Below are 17,143 nucleotides of genomic sequence, written 5' to 3'. Positions count from 1 at the left end.
TCCCGAACACAGCAGTTAAGCCCCTCTGCGCCAATGGTACTTGTCGGGTAACCGGCCGGGAGAGTAGGTCTTCGCCAGGAGCGATTTTTTCAAACTTTCAATGAAGAACCTCCGAAAATAACGGAGGTTCTTCATTGAAGAATACGAATTCGAAACATTTTTAAATCTATCCCAAATGGCAAGAATGCCACAAAAAACCTGATAAAATAGGGTTGACTTCGGTAAGATATCTATGCTATTATATTAAACGTCGACTGAATCAGTCGCTCACTCCTCGATAGCTCAACGGTAGAGCACCCGGCTGTTAACCGGGTGGTTGTTGGTTCGAATCCAACTCGGGGAGCCAATTTATTAAATCGAATATTGTTCGCTCACTCCTCGATAGCTCAACGGTAGAGCACCCGGCTGTTAACCGGGTGGTTGTTGGTTCGAATCCAACTCGGGGAGCCAATTTATAACTTAAAAAGAGACTATCCAGTCTCTTTTTTTAGTCTATCCAATTGACTTCTTGAAAGGAAGTATATTTTTAGGTAAATGTTAAACCATTTATTTCTTTGCCCGGCAGGGCAACGGCTGATTCTTGTGGAAATTTAAATGGTTAGAATAAGATGAAAAACTTGGAATTAGCTTTCCCCATCCGAAAATGGCGGGATGTTTTTCATCTTATGAATCAAAAAGCTATGTCGCAATTCATTGAGGTTCAAATAACTGATTGCGGCATTGATGGATGGTTGGGGTGATTTGAATGTCGTGGATTGCTGATTTACATATTCATTCGCGTTTTTCGATGGCGACCAGCAAGGATTGCAACCCTTTAAATTTATATCGATGGGCCGGATTAAAAGGTGTTTCCCTGGTTGGCACCGGTGATTTTACTCATCCTGGCTGGCGGCAGGAGCTTCGTGAACAACTTATTCCCGCGGAACCGGGATTTTATCAGCTGAAAGAGGCTCCCGCTCCCGAAGTTCCAAACCAGTCGGAGGCCCGATTTGTCGTTACCGGAGAGCTTAGTACGATTTATAAAAAAAATGGCCGAGTCCGAAAGGTCCATCATCTCATCATTCTTCCGTCATTGGAAGATGCCGACCGGTTCAGCGCGGCGCTCGAAGACTTGGGAATGAATATCCGTTCGGATGGACGTCCAATACTGGGCATCGATAGCTACGATCTGTTTCAGCTGCTTTTGGAGAATGCACCCGAAGGAATGTTGGTTCCGGCCCATATCTGGACACCCCATTTTTCAGTATTCGGTTCCAATTCGGGATTCGACGATATTTACGAATGCTATGCCGATCTGACTCAGCATATTGCTGCCTTGGAGACCGGCCTCTCTTCTGATCCCGCAATGAATTGGCGCTGGTCGGCTTTAGATCGGTTTAAATTGATTTCCAATTCGGATGCTCATAATCCCAGAAACTTAGCGAGAGAAGCGAATATTTTCGCAGCCGATTTTTCTTATCAAGGATTAAAAAATGCGCTGTATGACGAATCTTCAAAGGATTTCTTAGGGACTTTGGAGTTCTTTCCGGAAGAAGGAAAGTACCATTACGATGGGCACCGGAATTGCGAGGTGTGCTGGAAACCGGAGGAAACTATCGCTTATGAGGGAATTTGCCCTCGTTGCGGTAGAAGAGTGACGGTCGGGGTGCTCAACCGAATTACCCAGATGTCGGATCGTCCCGAAGGATTTCGGCCATCATCCACCCGACCATTTCAAAGATTGGTCCCCCTAAAGGAATTGATAGCTTCAGCATTGAACGTCGGTCCAAACTCCCGCAAGGTCGAGCAAGTCTATTTTCAAGCGCTCCATCAATTTGGACCCGAATTGACGGTTTTGCGAGAGATTGAGCTGAATGATCTGGCGCATACCGTTGGTCCGTTGATTACGGAAGGAATCCGCCGCCTGCGTGATGGGGTCGTAGAGATTCGTCCCGGTTATGATGGAGAATATGGCGTGATTTCGGTGTTTCGCGAGGATGACCGTCAAGCTTTGCTGGGTCAAGCGGCGTTATTTGAGAAACGAGCGGTGACACAATCTCGGAAGGCTTTACCGATTTCTGCTCCTAGGCCGAAAAAGACGCATCCGAACGGGGCAGAGCCAAAAAACCAATTGAATCCTGGTCAATTGAGCCCGGAACAGGCAGAGATCGTTCATTCCCGGAAGAAGAATATGATCATCATTGCCGGACCCGGGACGGGGAAAACAAAAACCCTGGTTGAAAGGATCGCCTATTTAATAAAAGAGGAGCAGATCGATCCGGCCCAGATCACGGGCGTAACTTTTACCAATAAAGCCGCGGCTGAGATTCGGGCCAGGCTCACGAAATTATTTGCGAAGCGGTCGGATATCAATGGGGTCAATTTGGGAACCTTTCATAGCTTGGCATGGAAGATCCTCAATGAGGACCCAACATCATTTCGGTATAAACTCATCGATCAATTTGAGGCGCGGGATATCGTCAAAGAGATTTTGCACTGGAACCGGATTTCGATGACGCCTCGTGAGGCACTCCTGATGATTTCGAAAATTAAAAATAAATATCGTTGGGAAAAAGATTGCCAACTTCCTGAGCTTTGGCGAAAAATCTATGAGGCGTTCCAGGAACAGCTCGATCTATATCAGCGGGTTGATTTTGACGATATTATTTTAAAAACCATTGAACTCTGGGAAACCGAACCGGAATGGCTGAAGCCTTTCAATACGCGTTTTCGGCATCTGCTGATCGACGAGTTTCAAGATTTAAATGCGATGCAGTACCGTCTCATCCAGGTTTGGAGCCGGGAAAGCGACAGTTTCCTGGCAATAGGCGACCCCAATCAGGCAATTTACGGGTTTCGGGGAGCGAGCCCGGAGTTTTTTAAAAACTTACAAAATGACCGGCCTCAACTGGAACAGCGGATGCTGAGCCGCAATTTCCGCTCGATCCCGGCAGTAATAACGGCGGCCAATAGCCTGATCGAGTCGTCTTATCGGCAGAAAATTGACGAAAGCGACCTTCAAAATGAAGCAAAGCTGGTCTGGCTAGAGACTAATACCGAAAAGGAAGCGGCCAAAACGGTAGTGGCGGAGATCATCCGGCTTCTGGGCGGGTCGACCATGCTTTCGGCGCATGATTCCGGCCGCGGACTGCGTAGAACCGGGGAGCACGTGTTCGGACTGGGTGACATTGCGATCCTATTTCGCACCGGCCGACAGGCGGACGCTCTGGAGCAAATGCTGGCAGGTCAGGGGTTACCCTACCGGGTGGTGGGGCAGCAAAGTACCTTTGAGGCGCCGGCAGTCACCGAATTCCTCGATTTTCTCAGGCTAATGCTGGATCCGACCGATCTTTTTCTGCTTCGAAAGGTCCTGATGCAGGCGCGTTGGAGTTTTTCGGGTAGTGAGATTGCTCAGATCCTTCATCAGATGACTGATAAGGAGGGGGAGAGCCGGTCTCAAAATTGGATTGAATTCATGGCCAAAACGCGATGGGAAACTCCCCTCCTGGAGAAGATCGCTACATTGCTTGATGTATCTACTTACTATGAAGTAATCATATCGGAACAAGATGGTCCTACCTTATTGCAGGATTGGATGGAGCGGATGGGTTATCAGAGCGCGCCCGAATTCGAACAATTATTGCGGATCATCGAAGAACGGCCCAAGGTCGCTGAATTCCTCGAATATCTGTCGTTCGCTAATGATGGGGATATCAGCCGAAAAAGCCAACGGATCATTGGTACCGAAACAATTACCCTCTCCACGCTTCATGCTTCCAAGGGATTGGAATTTCCGGTTGTTTTCATCGTTGGAGTGGAAGAAGGATTATTACCCTATGGCGAAAAAACTGATCCGGAATTGCTGGCCGAAGAGCAACGATTATTTTACGTCGGAGTTACTAGGGCGCAACAACAATTGTACTTTGTGAATTGCAAATATCGTAACCATGCCGGCGAGTTCACGCCGGTGGAAGTCTCAAGATTTCTGAGGATGATTCCCGAGGCTCTACTGGATAAAGTAAAACCTACCTTCAAGTTGCGGAATGAACAATTGGGACTTTTCCAGGATTCATGAAGGAGAGATGGCATTGGCGTACTTCTGCTATATCGGCTGTAGTATTTTGATGAAAGAGGTATGCCGAGCCGTGCATCAGAATCCGGCCCGGTCGGGACGACAGTCTGTCGCTCCGACCCGGGTCGATCTGCGGTTTTTGCCCGCTGGCCTTCATGAACGTCCCAAAATACTGCAGCAATTGCTGCAAAAAGAGATCGACACCGTTGAAGAATATGTTCAGTTGGAAGGTCAATCGCCACTTTGCCGCGAAACTTACCAAGCGCTGCTACTGGGTTATGGCTTGTGCAGCGAAGCGACAGTGGGGTTGCGGGCCCGTCGCATACCGCTGGTGGTACCGAGAGCTCATGACTGTATCACAATTTTGTTGGGGTCAAAAGAAAGGCATCAGAAATTATTCGCCGAAAACTCAGCGAATTATTGGTACAGTTCCGGCTGGATCGAACGGATGCTGCCACCCGGTCCCGAACGTGAAAAACAGTTATCCGAGAAATTTTTACAACGCTATGGCCAGGAAAATCTCTCATTTTTATTGGAATCCGAAAGCCACTGGCAAGAGAGATACTGCCAGGCGACCTTAATCATTTCCCAAGCAGACGGGGTTGAACAAAATAAAGCATATCGCGCTTACACTCAGAATTGTGCCTCCCATTTGGGCTGGGAATATCGAGAAGTTTCAAGCGATTTAACGATGCTGACGGATCTACTGAAAGGAGCCTGGGATCCCGAACGGTTCCTAATCGTTCAGCCCGGCTCGGAGATTATTCCAAGTTTTAATGACCAAATTATTACTACCAAAGAATGTACGGGTAATGTATAATAAAAAACTATATAAGTTGGATTTAATTTCTATAAGCATCATGTTCATAAAGCCGGCTATGATGGAAAATGAGGGGATTTTTTCAACTTATTACCGCTGGAATAGGATAAACAAATTCCGTTTTGATTTTCATTTGCATCCGGCTTTGGGAATACAAATCTTTGTGAAGAAATTATTTCATCTATGTCAGAATTTTTGAGGGGTGAAGGGGGAGAATATCATGCTTATCATCGGAGAACGGATCAATACCAGTCGGAAGTCGATTGCCCCGGCGGTGGTTGCCCGGGATGAAGCGTTTATTGCGGAAGAGGCCCGTCGCCAGCTGGAGGCGGGCGCGACCTATATTGACGTCAATTGTGGGACGCTGGTAGAAGAAGAACCGAAATTTTTGGAATGGTTGGTTCAGACAGTTCAAGCAGCAACCGGGGATGCCCCATGTTCTATCGACAGCCCAAATCCAGTGGCCTTGGAGCGCGCCTTAAAAGTGCACCACGGCCAACCGATTATCAACTCAATAACTGCCGAAAAAGAGCGCTTTTCCGCTATCCTCCCATTGGTGCGGGATTTTAAAACCCGGGTTATCGCACTGACGATGAACGACGAAGGGATGCCGGAGTCGGCCGAGGAGCGTTGTGCCATTGGTTCCGGTTTAATCACCGAATTGACGAAGGTGGGGATACCTTTGGAGGATATTTTTCTCGATCCGATGGTCCGGCCGGTAAGTACAGGGGATCATTATGGACAGATCGTTTTCCAAACGATCGGGAAAATGACTCAAGAATATCCCGGACTGCACACGGTCTGCGGTCTATCCAATATTTCCTACGGGTTGCCAGCCCGAAAAATAGTGAATCATACTTTTTTGGTGATGGCAATGCTTTCCGGTCTCGATTCCGCTATTCTCGATCCTACCGACAAGCGTTTGACTTCTCTCGTGCATGCTTCCGAATTATTGCTGGGTAAAGATGAGTATGCGATGAATTATATTACGGCGTTTCGTGAGGGAAGACTGGATATATAGGAGGAGGCAATTATGTCGGCTTTTATTATTGATGGTAAGTCAATTGCAAAGAGAATAAAGGAAGAGCTGCGGCCGAAAGTTCTAGGACTGGCCGAACAAGGAAAACAACCAGGCCTCGCTGTGGTCATAGTCGGAGATAACTCTGCTTCCCGGGTTTATGTGAATATGAAAAAGAAGGCCTGCTCCGAATTGGGCATCTATTCAGAGGAACATGCGCTTCCGGCGACAATTCGCCAAGACCAATTGCTCGATCTAATCAGGGATTTGAATCGAAATCCTCGAATTCACGGAATCTTAGTGCAGCTTCCGTTGCCGGATCATTTGGATGAGCAACTTGTCATCGAGACGATTGATCCTGCTAAAGACGTGGACGGTTTCCATCCCATGAGTGTCGGCAAACTGATGATTGGCTTACCTGGATTTCCGCCGTGTACTCCAGCCGGAGTCATGGAATTGATCAAAACCACCGGAATTTCACTGAGCGGTAAGGAATGCGTGGTAATCGGCCGTAGCAATATTGTGGGAAAACCACAGGCCATCCTATTGTTGCGGGAAAACGGAACGGTTACGATTTGTCATTCCAAAACCGAGAATTTAGCCGAGGTATGCCGCAGAGCAGATGTATTGATTGCCGCGGTGGGTCGGCCTGAAATGATTACCGGCGAAATGATTAAGCCTGGGGCGATTGTGATTGATGTGGGAATGAACCGTAAACCCGACGGAAAACTGGTCGGGGATGTCCATTTTGAGTCCGCTTGTTCCGTCGCGGGTTGGATTACTCCGGTTCCTGGCGGAGTCGGTCCGATGACCATCGCCATGCTAATGAAGAACACAGTCCAAAGCGCTAATGAACGAGCATGATCAGTTTAGCCTCGACATATTATACTAGGCGGAATTTGGTGTTTGGCTTGTAGGCATCCACTGAATTAGCGGGTGGTGAATCCATGGAGATCATCCAACAACTTGTTTGGGTGAGAGTAATCTATATACTTGTCGCTGCTTTGGCGTTATGGTTCTTCCAGACCGTCATGTTCAAAAGGAGAATGGATTACCCCGAAAGAAGATGGCGTTCCGTTTTTATATTTCGAACACTCCATGGTGGACTGATTATTGGATATCTGATTCTCGTTTTAAAGCATCCGTTATGGGTCCGGATCCTTCAAGCTATTCCAATTCCAGAGGCGTTGATCGCTGAGGATTTACTAAATTTGTTGCTGATGATGGGTTTCGTGATGTTTTTCTTATGGCTGTCGTATTGGAATGATCGTTTTTTCCGGGGTTTGAACGGTCAATTTGGATCGTATTTGATCCAGTATAGCTACTTTTGGCTTTTTTTGTTAAATATTTTAATATTCTTGCGAATCAATTATTTCTATTTGCCTTTGCTCCCCAATAACCTTTCTTTTACGGAACAATTCGTCATCCAGGTTACCTTGCTAGCCGTGATGCTATTTTTACAATTAGCGGTACTTGGAATCCGGCGTTTAAAGATGAGTACTGCCAGCCCTGAATTAACAAGACTGGTCCATGAGGTAGCCGGCCGTTTTAAAATCCATATTCGTTCGGTACGAGTTTGGCATTTGGAACGGGTGGCCAATGCGTTTGCGACGGGGATATTTCTTCGCAGTATCTTCTTAACCGATTCGATTTTAGAAAACACCAGTCCGCAAGATTTGCGAATGATTATTGCCCATGAATGTGCACATTTTAAACGGCACCATTTAGAGATTAGGGTGCTGATCCTGGCAGTATTGATCTATCTAGCCTCAATGCTGATCGAGAATTACCCGGGTCTTCACTGGACTGCTTATCTTGGCATCGGGATCCTGGGATACATTTGTTTTAAGGCGATTGCCCGTGCTCAAGAATTTGACGCCGACCGTCAAGCCGCAAAATTTTTAGGCGGCCCGACACCGATGATTTTAGCGTTAAATCGAGTTTTTGCCTGCAATGGGAGCCCGCAGCGGTTGGGGATTATTCGTTGGTTGATGGGCCATCCGGATTTAGCCAGCCGTATCGGACGACTGGAGGCCCTTATTGAGGAAACCAATTGACCTACCCATTGACTTGTTGATGATGACAGCGACCTATTGAGGTCGTTTTTTTTATTATGGAACACGTTTCGCCAGCTATTTGATTGATAGGATTGCTGATAAAAAAATTTTTGTAATTATAAGGAAAAAAACAACAAATTTTATGGTAAAATAAAGATAAAATGGATAACAAAGGGTGATGGCGGTTTGACAACTCTATCCCAATGATTGGTTTTCGCCGTTTTTTTAGTGGATTTTTCAAGAAAATTAAAAGGGGAATTCAATCGATGAAATCAGTTGCCACCGTTTTGGTTCAAAATTTGAAAGCCTTCGGAATATCTCACGTTTTTGGAATTCCCGGTAAAGCGATTTCACCGTTGGTGTTGGAGACGGAGCGGCATGAGGTTCGCTACGTCTTATGCCGGCATGAGGCTGGAGCGGGGTTTGCGGCGGCGGGATTTTCGCTGGGGAGTGAAAATCTAGGAGTTGCGTTGGGGACCTCTGGACCGGGCGGCACTAATATGTTGACTGCGGCAGCGCAGGCCAAAGCCGATCATTTGCCGGTCTTGTTTATCACCGGCCACCCTTCAATGAAGAATACCGGACGGGCTTTGGGACAGGATTCCAGTTTATTCGGGACCGATCTCGTAAAGTTGTTTGAGCCGGTGACTCTGATGAGCGCTCGAGTGGAACGAGGCGCTTTGTTTCAACTCTACTTCCAACATGCTTTGGAGACAGCATTCGGTATTGTTAAGGGACCTGTCCATCTCGGAATTCCGGCCGATGTCCTGACGGAACAGGTTCAAGAGTTTGAGTTGGAATTTCCATCCTGTTCCGTGGCCATATCGACTGAGCTCGATCGCATTTTGCCGCTGCTCGAAAGTGCCCAATCTCCCGTATTGATGTTAGGAAAAGGGGTTCATACTGCCAGCGCATATGGAGTGGTGAGAGAGCTTGCAGAGAAACGGCAGATTCCGGTTATGACAACCCCGGGAGGCAAGGGAAGCTTTCCAACTGATCATCCGCTTTCCTTAGGCGTTTTTGGATTGGGCGCTGGTACAAATGCTTATGATTACCTGCGTAGTGGAACCGATCTTATGCTAATGATCGGGACGAAACTGTCCGATACGGCGTTAACCGATTTTTCACCCCCATTATATCCGGAACAGATAATTCAATTCGATTGCGACATGGCATATGGAGGAAATTCGCCTGTTCCTGCCATTGTCGTAAACGGGAATTTGCAGCAGAATCTGCAAAGACTGTTGGAAAGGCTGCCAACATGCTCCGGGAAGGCGTTTTCTGTCAATGTATCCCTTGCAGCCGCGGCTACGGAGACTGCAAGTTTTACAGAGTATATTTCGGGGGCTCAAACCATGCGGGTGCTCAGAAAAAAACTGCCCGGTGATGCGGTAGTCCTTAGTGATGAAGGGCATCATTCATTGGATGCGATAAATTATTTTGACATTTACCAATCAGGCACCTTTCTTTATGATGACGATTTCGGAGCCAAAGGACATGCCATCGGAATGGCAATCGGCTATCAATTGGCGCAACCTGCCCGCAAAGTTGTTTGCTTTACCGGAAACAGTTGTCTCATGATGCATGGAACCGAGATTTCCACCGCTGTTTGTAATCAACTCTCCGTTATCTACATAGTGCTTCGTCACGGAAAGATCAATAGGATACAAAATGAGGGTGGCGGCTTGTTTGAAACACCCTTGGATGCAGCGGAATTCGGCCGTTCATTGGGCGCCACGGCATTCCATTGCCGGAACGAAGCAGAGATAGAGAGTGCGTTGGATTTTGCCCTGGGTAACAGTGGCCCTAGCGTGGTTGAGATTTTGATCGATCCCAAATAAAGTTTCAGGAAACCTACAGGAGGATTGACGGCTGTTTTCATGAATAAAGCATGGGGCGCATAGGATGAACTGCCAGGCTTCTGATGATTGGAAGCGGAAAGAGGGCAGTTCTAGATGGAGTTCATTTACATTTCGCGCCGTCAGCTCCGGATTGGGATCGTGGCATGCCTGTTGTTCGTCATTGGCATCGTAGGGTATGGACTGGTTAACATTTTTTACGAAGAAACTTTATCCAGGGTCGGAGAGTTAGTGATATTACTTGACCCGGGGCACGGCGGAGTGGATGGCGGGACCCGGGATCAGTGGGGCAATCTCGAAAAAGATATCAATTTGGCAGTGGGGAAACTGGTAGATCACCAGCTCCAATCTTGCGGGATGCAAGTGTTGATGAGTAGAAAAGGCGATATTGCGCTTGCGCCCTTCACCGGACAGCCGGGGCGGCATCGCCGTGATCTCCTGGAACGAATCCGTCGGGCCCGGGAAGAAAATTGCCTCTTTTTAGTGAGCATTCATTGTGACTGGTCGCGCGACGTTCGGGAAATGGGCGCGAAGGTTTTTTATAATGCACTCCAGCCGGAAAGCAAGAATCTAGCATCCCTGATTCAGCAAGAACTGAACCGGGTTCAAATTCGGCAGCGCAAGGAAGCTCCCGGAAAGTACTTGATGATTCGCCAGGAAGGCATTACCGGAGTCATTGTGGAAGTAGGGTTTTTATCCAACAGTCAAGAGGCGCTGTTGCTGCAGAATGAATTGCACCGATCCCGATTAGCATTCGCCATTTCCCGAGGCATCTTGAAATACAGCCAATCCTTTTTAGACGGGACATAATTCTGCGCGCAATAAATAAGACTGTCGCCGCGATTGGGCAAACAGTCTTATTTTTTATTTGAATTTAATTCCGCCGAATCTTGATATCTAGAAGCCATGTGATAAAGTCCTCAAATTCGGAAATCACTCTTTATAAAGGATTAAAAATCGACTTTATCACTTGCTTCTCTGAGCTTTTGTGTTCACCCTGGCCTTCGGACAGGGTTTATCACAACGCTTCTAGAACAGAGAGTCTAAAACATTGATGACAAAGCCTTCGGTTTTTCTATCCAGCCATCTAGGGATCTCAGTGAAGCCCGGGCTCATTTTCGAAATCAGCATTTTCAGGATTTGGTAAGTGATGGCTTTTTGAAAAGAATTGCGGCTCGTCACAGATACGGTGCTTCTTTGTTCCTCAAACAGATTGGCGACATTCAATTCGCCCGCTCCCTGCAAATTAGGTCCCAGACCTTTGTTGCGGGCATTTTTTCGCAAAACTTGCTTAATCCTTTCGGGACTCCATTGGGGGTATTTTTGCAGAATCTGAGCAACCGCGCCTGCAACCATTGGAGCAGCCATGGATGTGCCGGTTAAGGCCCGATATCCGCCGCGATTGGAAAGGGACGTAATTTCTGTACCGGGAGCAACCAGGTCCGGCTTGGGTAGATCATCGATGGTCGGTCCGCCGCTGGAAGTTTGGTTTAATCGATCATCTTTGGGATCAAGAGTATTCCGGTCATCGATATTACCGACGGTAATTACCGCTGGACTGATTCCCGGTGAGTTAATACTGCGGGGGTCTGGGCCCGTGTTGCCCGCCGCGGCACAAACGACCACCCCGGACCGCCATGCGGCGGCAACCGCCCGGCACAGCGGATCGGTTCGATAGGATTCTTGAGCGGTAGTCCCCAAGGAAAGGTTAATTACTTTCACATTGAGTTGCCTCTTGTTCTTCAGACACCATTCAATCCCTGCCACGACATTGGAAAGCGCCCCCGAACCTTCGCCATCCAACACCTTGACACCCACCAGACGAGCCTCAGGCGCCATCCCGACATACCGGCCTTTGGAAGAATGGCCATTCCCCGCGATAATTCCCGCCACATGAGTGCCGTGCCCATTGTCATCATACGGCTCGCTTTTCTCTCCCACCAAATCATTCCAGGCAAGGATCCGATTTTCATCGGCCACCAAGTCCGGATGGGGAGCGATTCCAGTGTCGATGACCGCTACAACGACCCCATTGCCGGTATAGCCCATTTGTTGAACCTTACTGGCCCCTACGGTTGGAACAGCGACGTCCAGCAGGGCATAGGCTTGCAAGTTACGCCATATTTTATGAACCCAATAATAACGGGCCAATTCCTCAATACCGCTCCCGGGGAGTTCGACAATGAGGGCCGGAAATAACGATAATTCTCCCTGTATCCGCCCGTGATAAGCGGAGACGATATTTCCGATTTGATCCACTCTTCTGCCTGCGATTTCAACAATTAACGAATGAGCTGCCGGTTTTTGGTTCTCATCCATTGTTTTTAGAAGCGGTGAAAGTTTCCGTTGCCAATAAAAGGTTTCCATGGTTACACGCTTCCTCTCGTAGGTGTGCTACCTTATCATATTCACGCCGGCTATCACATTTTCTGTGTTCAAAGTCATAAAAAAGGTTTCTCGGCATAGGATGCCAATCTTTCCAATAAATTGGCGGTTGAAGCGGGACTAAAAATAAGCTGCTTAGGTATGCTAAATAGCATAGAGGAGGTGAAATAAGGTGCGCTTTCCTAAACGCTTATTAGCAGTACTGTTAGTAGGTTTTAGTCTCACGTTCACCGGGTGTGATTGGTTCAACACCAATAAGACTAGGCCGGCTCCGGTTCGACCGCGGATGAGAGCTCCGCAGCAATCACCTGCTCCGAACCAGACCCCCAGGATTACGGGCATCACCGAAAAGCAGCTTCGCGATAGGATTGATAGGGTTGAGAGGGAAGTACGAAACGGGAGATGGGCGGCAGCCAATCGAGAAACGAATGCGCTTGGCACGGACATGACCCGTTTTCGGCCCACACGATCACGGGCAAAATCAATCCGAGAGATAGCGAGTTTTAATACGATTTATGTGAAGCTTCAGGCGGACGTTAAAACCCGGAACAGGCCGGCGGTAATGAGAGATTTATCCAACCTGCGCAACGCTTTAAAACGAGAGACAGCCGGACCGGGACCAACCGGACCAGCAAGAAGATAGGCGATGTGAACGGTACTTAGGATAAAGCAGGGCTTTCCAACCCTGCTTTTTTTTATTGCGCTGCAACTTTTTGCTCCGGCCGATTATTTTTGAGCCGTATGCACCATTGCGATTCCCCAGGTCAATTCGGAGCATTGAATATTTTTAAAGCCAAGCCGCCGGTAGAGAGTGGAAATTTCCTTTTGATGGGGGAATTCCAGGATGGAGTCGTGTAAATAACGGTAGGAAGTGGGGCTTTTGGTGAAAACGCCTCCGGTCAGGGGAATCCAATGGTTCAAGTAAAAATAATAGATGTTTTTGAAAACCGGTGCCGAGGGTTTACCAAGATCCAGCGAGACCACGGTACCGGTTGGTTTGAGAACCCGTCTGGCTTCCTTCAGGACCCGGGCAGGATCGGTAACGTTGCGCAACCCGTAAGCGACCGTGACGCAATCGAAGCGATTATCCGGAAAAGGCAAATCCAAAGCGTTTCCCCGAATAAACCGGATATTGTCGCGGAACCGGAAACTGTGCACTCTGCGCCGCGCAACCTCAAGCATCTTTTCGGAGAAATCCAGTCCGACCACTTGACCGAAAGGCGCCACTTTCTTGGCTGCGGCGGCGGTGAGCGCTCCGGTTCCGCAACACAGATCCAAGACGGAATCGCCACTCCGCAGGTGAGCCTGGGCCACGGCGAACCTGCGCCAAAAATGGTGCCATCCGAAGCTGACGATGGTATTGACCAGATCATAGCGGGGAGCGATGCTATTGAAGATCCCCATGACTTGCTGTTCTTTTGAAATCATGCACCAGCACTTCCTCCTAATATTTACATTAGTATGCCCCCTTTCGACGAGGAGTATCAGCCGTTTTGAAAATGCCGGCTGAGGCGCGTTTTTGGGTGGGGTAAAGTACAGTGAAAAGATGGGAGGAAAAACGGGATTTCATGTCGAAATAAAATTTCCGTAGGATTGGATTCGGGAGTAGTCTGGCAGAACGGGTAGGATAATTGAAATAAATTGTGGTCCCAATTTTCCTTGCAACGTGGAGGGAAAAGGGTAAAAGGACCGCATTTATTTCAATTGATAAAGCAAAGGAAATTGTATCATGGGAGGATGGATGAACCGTGGAATTATTGTCATTCCGTTGGTTGGCGATTGTTGCTTTTGTGGTGCTGATGGTAGGTGTAGGATTGTATTCGATGCGCCGGACCCAAACGACTGCTGATTTCTTCCTGGGCGGAAGAACGGTGGGACCTTGGATTTCGGCGTTTGCTTATGGTACGACCTATTTTTCGGCAGTCATGTTCATCGGGTATGCGGGAAAATTAGGTTGGGGTTTCGGCATCTCGCCGTTATGGATCGCTATGGGGAATGCTTTCGTCGGCAGCTGGCTGGCTTGGAAGGTCTTAGCCCGCCGGACCCGGGCTATCACCGTCAAACTGGGCGTCATGACCATGCCCGAATTTTTGGAAGCCCGTTATCAGTCCCGAGGCTTGAAGATCGTCGCCGCCGCGCTGATTTTTTTGTTTTTGATTCCCTACTGCGGCTCGGTCTTCACCGGCTTAGGCTTTTTATTTGAAAACGTTCTGAAAATTCCCTACCAGACTTCCTTGGTGGTCATGATCGTTTTAACCGGCGTTTATTTGGTTCTGGGAGGTTATTTCGCAGTCGCGCTGACCGATTTCATTCAGGGGATCATCATGTTGTTCGGCGCGACGCTAATGGTTTGGTTCGTCTTCAGCCAGCCGCAAGTCGGCGGACTTGGCGGCTGGCTGCCGCACCTGGCGGCGGTCAATCCGTCCTTGACCCGGGCCGTGCCGGAGAATTGGCTGAGCCTGCTGGGGCTGGTCATTTTGACGAGCGTCGGGACGTGGGGCATGCCGCAGATGATCCAGAAATTTTACGCCATCAAGAATGAGCAAGTGATCCGGACCGCTACTACTGTGGCGTCCCTATTTGCGCTGATCATCGCCGGCGCCGCCTATCTGGTCGGTTCCACCGCCCAGCTCTTCTTCACCCCTCAAACCGTGCCGATGGAAGGCGGAAAGATCGCTTTTAATGCTATTATCCCGATACTGCTGAATAATACTTTGCCGGAATTCCTGCTCATCGTCATTCTGCTGCTGGTGTTGTCGGCTTCCATGTCTACGCTGTCCTCGCTGATCCTGGTTTCCAGTTCGGCGATTACCATCGACCTCATCCAGGGCGTTTTCCGGCCCAACCTCGACAAGGAGAAGGCCGTCCAGTATCTCCGCCTGTTTTGCGGACTCTTCATTATCTGTTCCATCATCATTGCGGTCTACAAATTCGATTTCATCATCAAATTGATGAGCCTGTCCTGGGGAACGATCGCCGGCGCGTTTCTGGCGCCCTATCTTTACGGCATTTATTGGAAAGGAACCACCAAATCCGGAGCCTGGACCGGCTTAATCTCCGGAGTCGTCATCTCCATCCTGGGGAGCGTCATCTTTAAGGACGAAAGCCTGGCGCCGCTGGTCAGCTCGGTGGCGATGCTGATTCCGCTGGCGGTGGTGCCGGCGGTGAGCCTGCTATCGCAGAAATTTGAAGCATCCCATCTGGAGCGGGTGTTTGCGGAGGTTGCCGCCTCGGAAGAGTAGCGGCGGCTCCCGTTTTTACAGATACACACTACTTCGGGGCTGTTATGAGCCGCCGGGGTAATATCTTGGGAAAGAAGGGCAACCATGATTTGGGAACCGCAGTTTGAGACGATGGGACGGGAGGATCTCCGCCGCTTGCAGACCGAAAGACTGCAGCGGGTGGTGGCGCGGGTCTATCAGCACGTCCCCTTTTACAGAGCCAAATTCGATGAGGCCGGGATCAAGCCGGATTCCATCCGGCGCCTGGAAGATATCCGCCGCCTGCCGTTCACGATCAAAAATGACTTGCGCGATAATTACCCCTACGGCATGTTTGCCGTTCCGATGCGGGAGATCGTCCGAATCCACTCCTCGTCGGGCACGACCGGAATTCCAACCGTGGTGGGGTATACCAAAAGGGATCTGGAGACCTGGTCTAACATTGTCGGCCGTTTTGTCACCGCCGCCGGAGTGACCAGCGACGACATCGTCCAGATTTCATTCGGATACGGCTTGTTCACCGGCGGTTTTGGCTTGCATTACGGGATGGAGCGGGTGGGCGCGACCGTCATCCCGGTTTCCAGCGGCAACACCGAACGCCAGATCCGGATCATGAAGGAATTCGGGACCACGGTATTGGTGGCGACCCCCTCCTATGCGCTTCATATGGCCGAAGTCGCCAAGGAGATGGGTTTTGGCCCCGGCTCGCTCCGGCTGCGGGTCGGCCTTTTCGGTTCGGAGCCGTGGTCCGAGGGCATGCGCAAGGAGATCGAGCGGTTCTGGGGAATCCGAGCCACCGACAACTACGGCTTGAGCGAAGTGATCGGGCCGGGAGTCTCCGGCGAATGCGAGTATTGCTGCGGAATGCATATTCAAGAGGACCATTTTATTCCGGAGATTATCGATCCCGTCACCGGGGAGCCGAAGAGCCCAGGTGAAGAGGGCGAGCTGGTTCTGACCGCCCTTACCAAGGAAGCGCTGCCGATCATCCGCTACCGGACCCGGGATATCACGGCCCTGGATTATGAGAAATGCCGTTGCGGCAGAACGACGGTGAGGATGCGAAAGACGCTGGGACGCAGCGACGATATGCTGATCATTCGCGGAGTGAACGTCTTCCCGTCGCAGATCGAAAGCGTCCTGGTGGGGATCGAGGAAGTGGAACCCCATTATCAGCTAATCGTGGACCGGATCGACCATCTCGACCATCTGGAAGTCCAGGTGGAGGTCCCGGAACGCATTTTCACCGGAAATCTGCGCGACCTGGAAGACCTCACCGAAAAGATCAAACACCGGATCTTCTCGCTGATCAATATCAATGTCAAAGTCAAACTGGTGGAGCCCAAGAGCATCGAACGGAGCGTGGGAAAGGCCAAACGGGTGATTGACAGGCGCTGCTTGTAAGTTGGGGATGTTTTTTCCGTCAAGAAAACAATTTCGTGAAAAAATGGATTGGTTACAGAAAACTCCGCCTTCACCGGGTGGAGTTTTTTATGCCGTGCCGCAGCCGGGTATAAAGCTGCCCCGTTCCGGCGAAGCTAAAGACAAGTGTAAAATAATTGCAAAATTTTTAAATTTCAGTGGAAAAAAATAAGCATTTGTACGATATATATAGTATAGAACCATAGATTGACGGATCGATTTCCCCAGGGAGAACGATTCGGCGGTTTTCGGAAGCGGATAGTTATTGGACGGAACGAAAATGGTGCCAAAAACGTCAATTTGATAGATT

General features: G+C 49.2%; 12 protein-coding genes, 2 tRNA genes and 1 rRNA gene. 12 read left to right on the top strand and 3 right to left on the bottom strand.

Annotation, left to right across the window (positions count from 1 at the left end):
- The 3 genes from rrf to EDC14_RS10895 form a co-directional block, all read left to right on the top strand.
- A 5S ribosomal RNA gene (gene rrf / locus EDC14_RS10905) occupies positions 1–80 on the top strand; the annotation flags it as partial.
- A gap of 191 nt (positions 81–271) precedes the next feature.
- Positions 272–346: transfer RNA gene (locus tag EDC14_RS10900), tRNA-Asn, on the top strand.
- Between the two features lie 29 nt (positions 347–375).
- A tRNA-Asn gene (locus EDC14_RS10895) sits at positions 376–450 on the top strand.
- A gap of 619 nt (positions 451–1,069) precedes the next feature.
- Here the strand turns inward: EDC14_RS10895 and EDC14_RS26775 are convergent.
- Entirely contained in the window at positions 1,070–1,222 is a 153-nt protein-coding gene (locus tag EDC14_RS26775) for a hypothetical protein (RefSeq protein WP_165907947.1), read from the bottom strand.
- 93 nt (positions 1,223–1,315) lie between these two features.
- Here EDC14_RS26775 and EDC14_RS10890 point away from each other — a divergent pair, with 93 nt between their 5' ends.
- The 7 genes from EDC14_RS10890 to EDC14_RS10860 all read left to right on the top strand — a co-directional run bounded on the left by EDC14_RS10890 (position 1,316) and on the right by EDC14_RS10860 (position 10,615).
- Positions 1,316–4,054: a UvrD-helicase domain-containing protein gene (locus tag EDC14_RS10890; protein ID WP_165907946.1), complete on the top strand. Its 2,739-nt coding sequence runs from the start codon at positions 1,316–1,318 to the stop codon at positions 4,052–4,054.
- A 7-nt stretch (positions 4,055–4,061) separates the two neighbouring features.
- On the top strand, positions 4,062–4,871 hold the full coding sequence (locus tag EDC14_RS10885; RefSeq protein WP_165907945.1) for a DUF1638 domain-containing protein: 810 nt from the start codon (positions 4,062–4,064) through the stop codon (positions 4,869–4,871).
- 220 nt (positions 4,872–5,091) lie between these two features.
- Entirely contained in the window at positions 5,092–5,892 is an 801-nt protein-coding gene (locus EDC14_RS10880) for a methyltetrahydrofolate cobalamin methyltransferase (RefSeq protein ID WP_132014317.1), read from the top strand.
- A gap of 12 nt (positions 5,893–5,904) precedes the next feature.
- Positions 5,905–6,753 carry a bifunctional methylenetetrahydrofolate dehydrogenase/methenyltetrahydrofolate cyclohydrolase FolD gene (gene folD, locus EDC14_RS10875; RefSeq protein ID WP_132014316.1) on the top strand — a complete coding sequence of 283 codons (849 nt, stop codon included), beginning with the start codon at positions 5,905–5,907 and terminating at the stop codon, positions 6,751–6,753.
- Between the two features lie 83 nt (positions 6,754–6,836).
- On the top strand, positions 6,837–7,946 hold the full coding sequence (locus EDC14_RS10870; RefSeq protein ID WP_132014315.1) for a M48 family metallopeptidase: 1,110 nt from the start codon (positions 6,837–6,839) through the stop codon (positions 7,944–7,946).
- Between the two features lie 266 nt (positions 7,947–8,212).
- Positions 8,213–9,787 (top strand): thiamine pyrophosphate-binding protein, encoded by a 1,575-nt coding sequence (locus tag EDC14_RS10865; protein WP_132014314.1) that lies wholly within the window; start codon positions 8,213–8,215, stop codon positions 9,785–9,787.
- Positions 9,788–9,901: 114 nt separating this feature from the next.
- On the top strand, positions 9,902–10,615 hold the full coding sequence (locus EDC14_RS10860; RefSeq protein ID WP_132014313.1) for an N-acetylmuramoyl-L-alanine amidase family protein: 714 nt from the start codon (positions 9,902–9,904) through the stop codon (positions 10,613–10,615).
- 219 nt (positions 10,616–10,834) lie between these two features.
- Here the strand turns inward: EDC14_RS10860 and EDC14_RS10855 are convergent, their stop codons facing one another.
- Positions 10,835–12,172, bottom strand: a complete 1,338-nt coding sequence (locus EDC14_RS10855) for a S8 family peptidase (protein WP_132014312.1) — start codon at positions 12,170–12,172, stop codon at positions 10,835–10,837.
- Positions 12,173–12,916: 744 nt separating this feature from the next.
- Entirely contained in the window at positions 12,917–13,618 is a 702-nt protein-coding gene (gene ubiE / locus EDC14_RS10850; protein ID WP_132014311.1) for a bifunctional demethylmenaquinone methyltransferase/2-methoxy-6-polyprenyl-1,4-benzoquinol methylase UbiE, read from the bottom strand.
- Positions 13,619–13,938: 320 nt separating this feature from the next.
- Between ubiE and EDC14_RS10845 the strand changes: the two genes are divergently transcribed.
- Together EDC14_RS10845 and EDC14_RS10840 are read left to right on the top strand one after the other, a co-directional pair.
- A complete protein-coding gene (locus EDC14_RS10845; protein ID WP_243662892.1) occupies positions 13,939–15,432 on the top strand; it encodes a sodium:solute symporter family protein in 1,494 nt (497 codons plus the stop codon).
- A gap of 84 nt (positions 15,433–15,516) precedes the next feature.
- Positions 15,517–16,815, top strand: a complete 1,299-nt coding sequence (locus EDC14_RS10840) for a phenylacetate--CoA ligase family protein (RefSeq protein ID WP_132014310.1) — start codon at positions 15,517–15,519, stop codon at positions 16,813–16,815.
- Positions 16,816–17,143: the final 328 nt, after the last annotated feature.

It is taken from the genome of Hydrogenispora ethanolica, from assembly GCF_004340685.1.
Classification (GTDB): Bacteria; Bacillota; UBA4882; order UBA8346; family UBA8346; genus Hydrogenispora; species Hydrogenispora ethanolica.
This window is presented reverse-complemented; position numbering and strand designations above follow the sequence as displayed.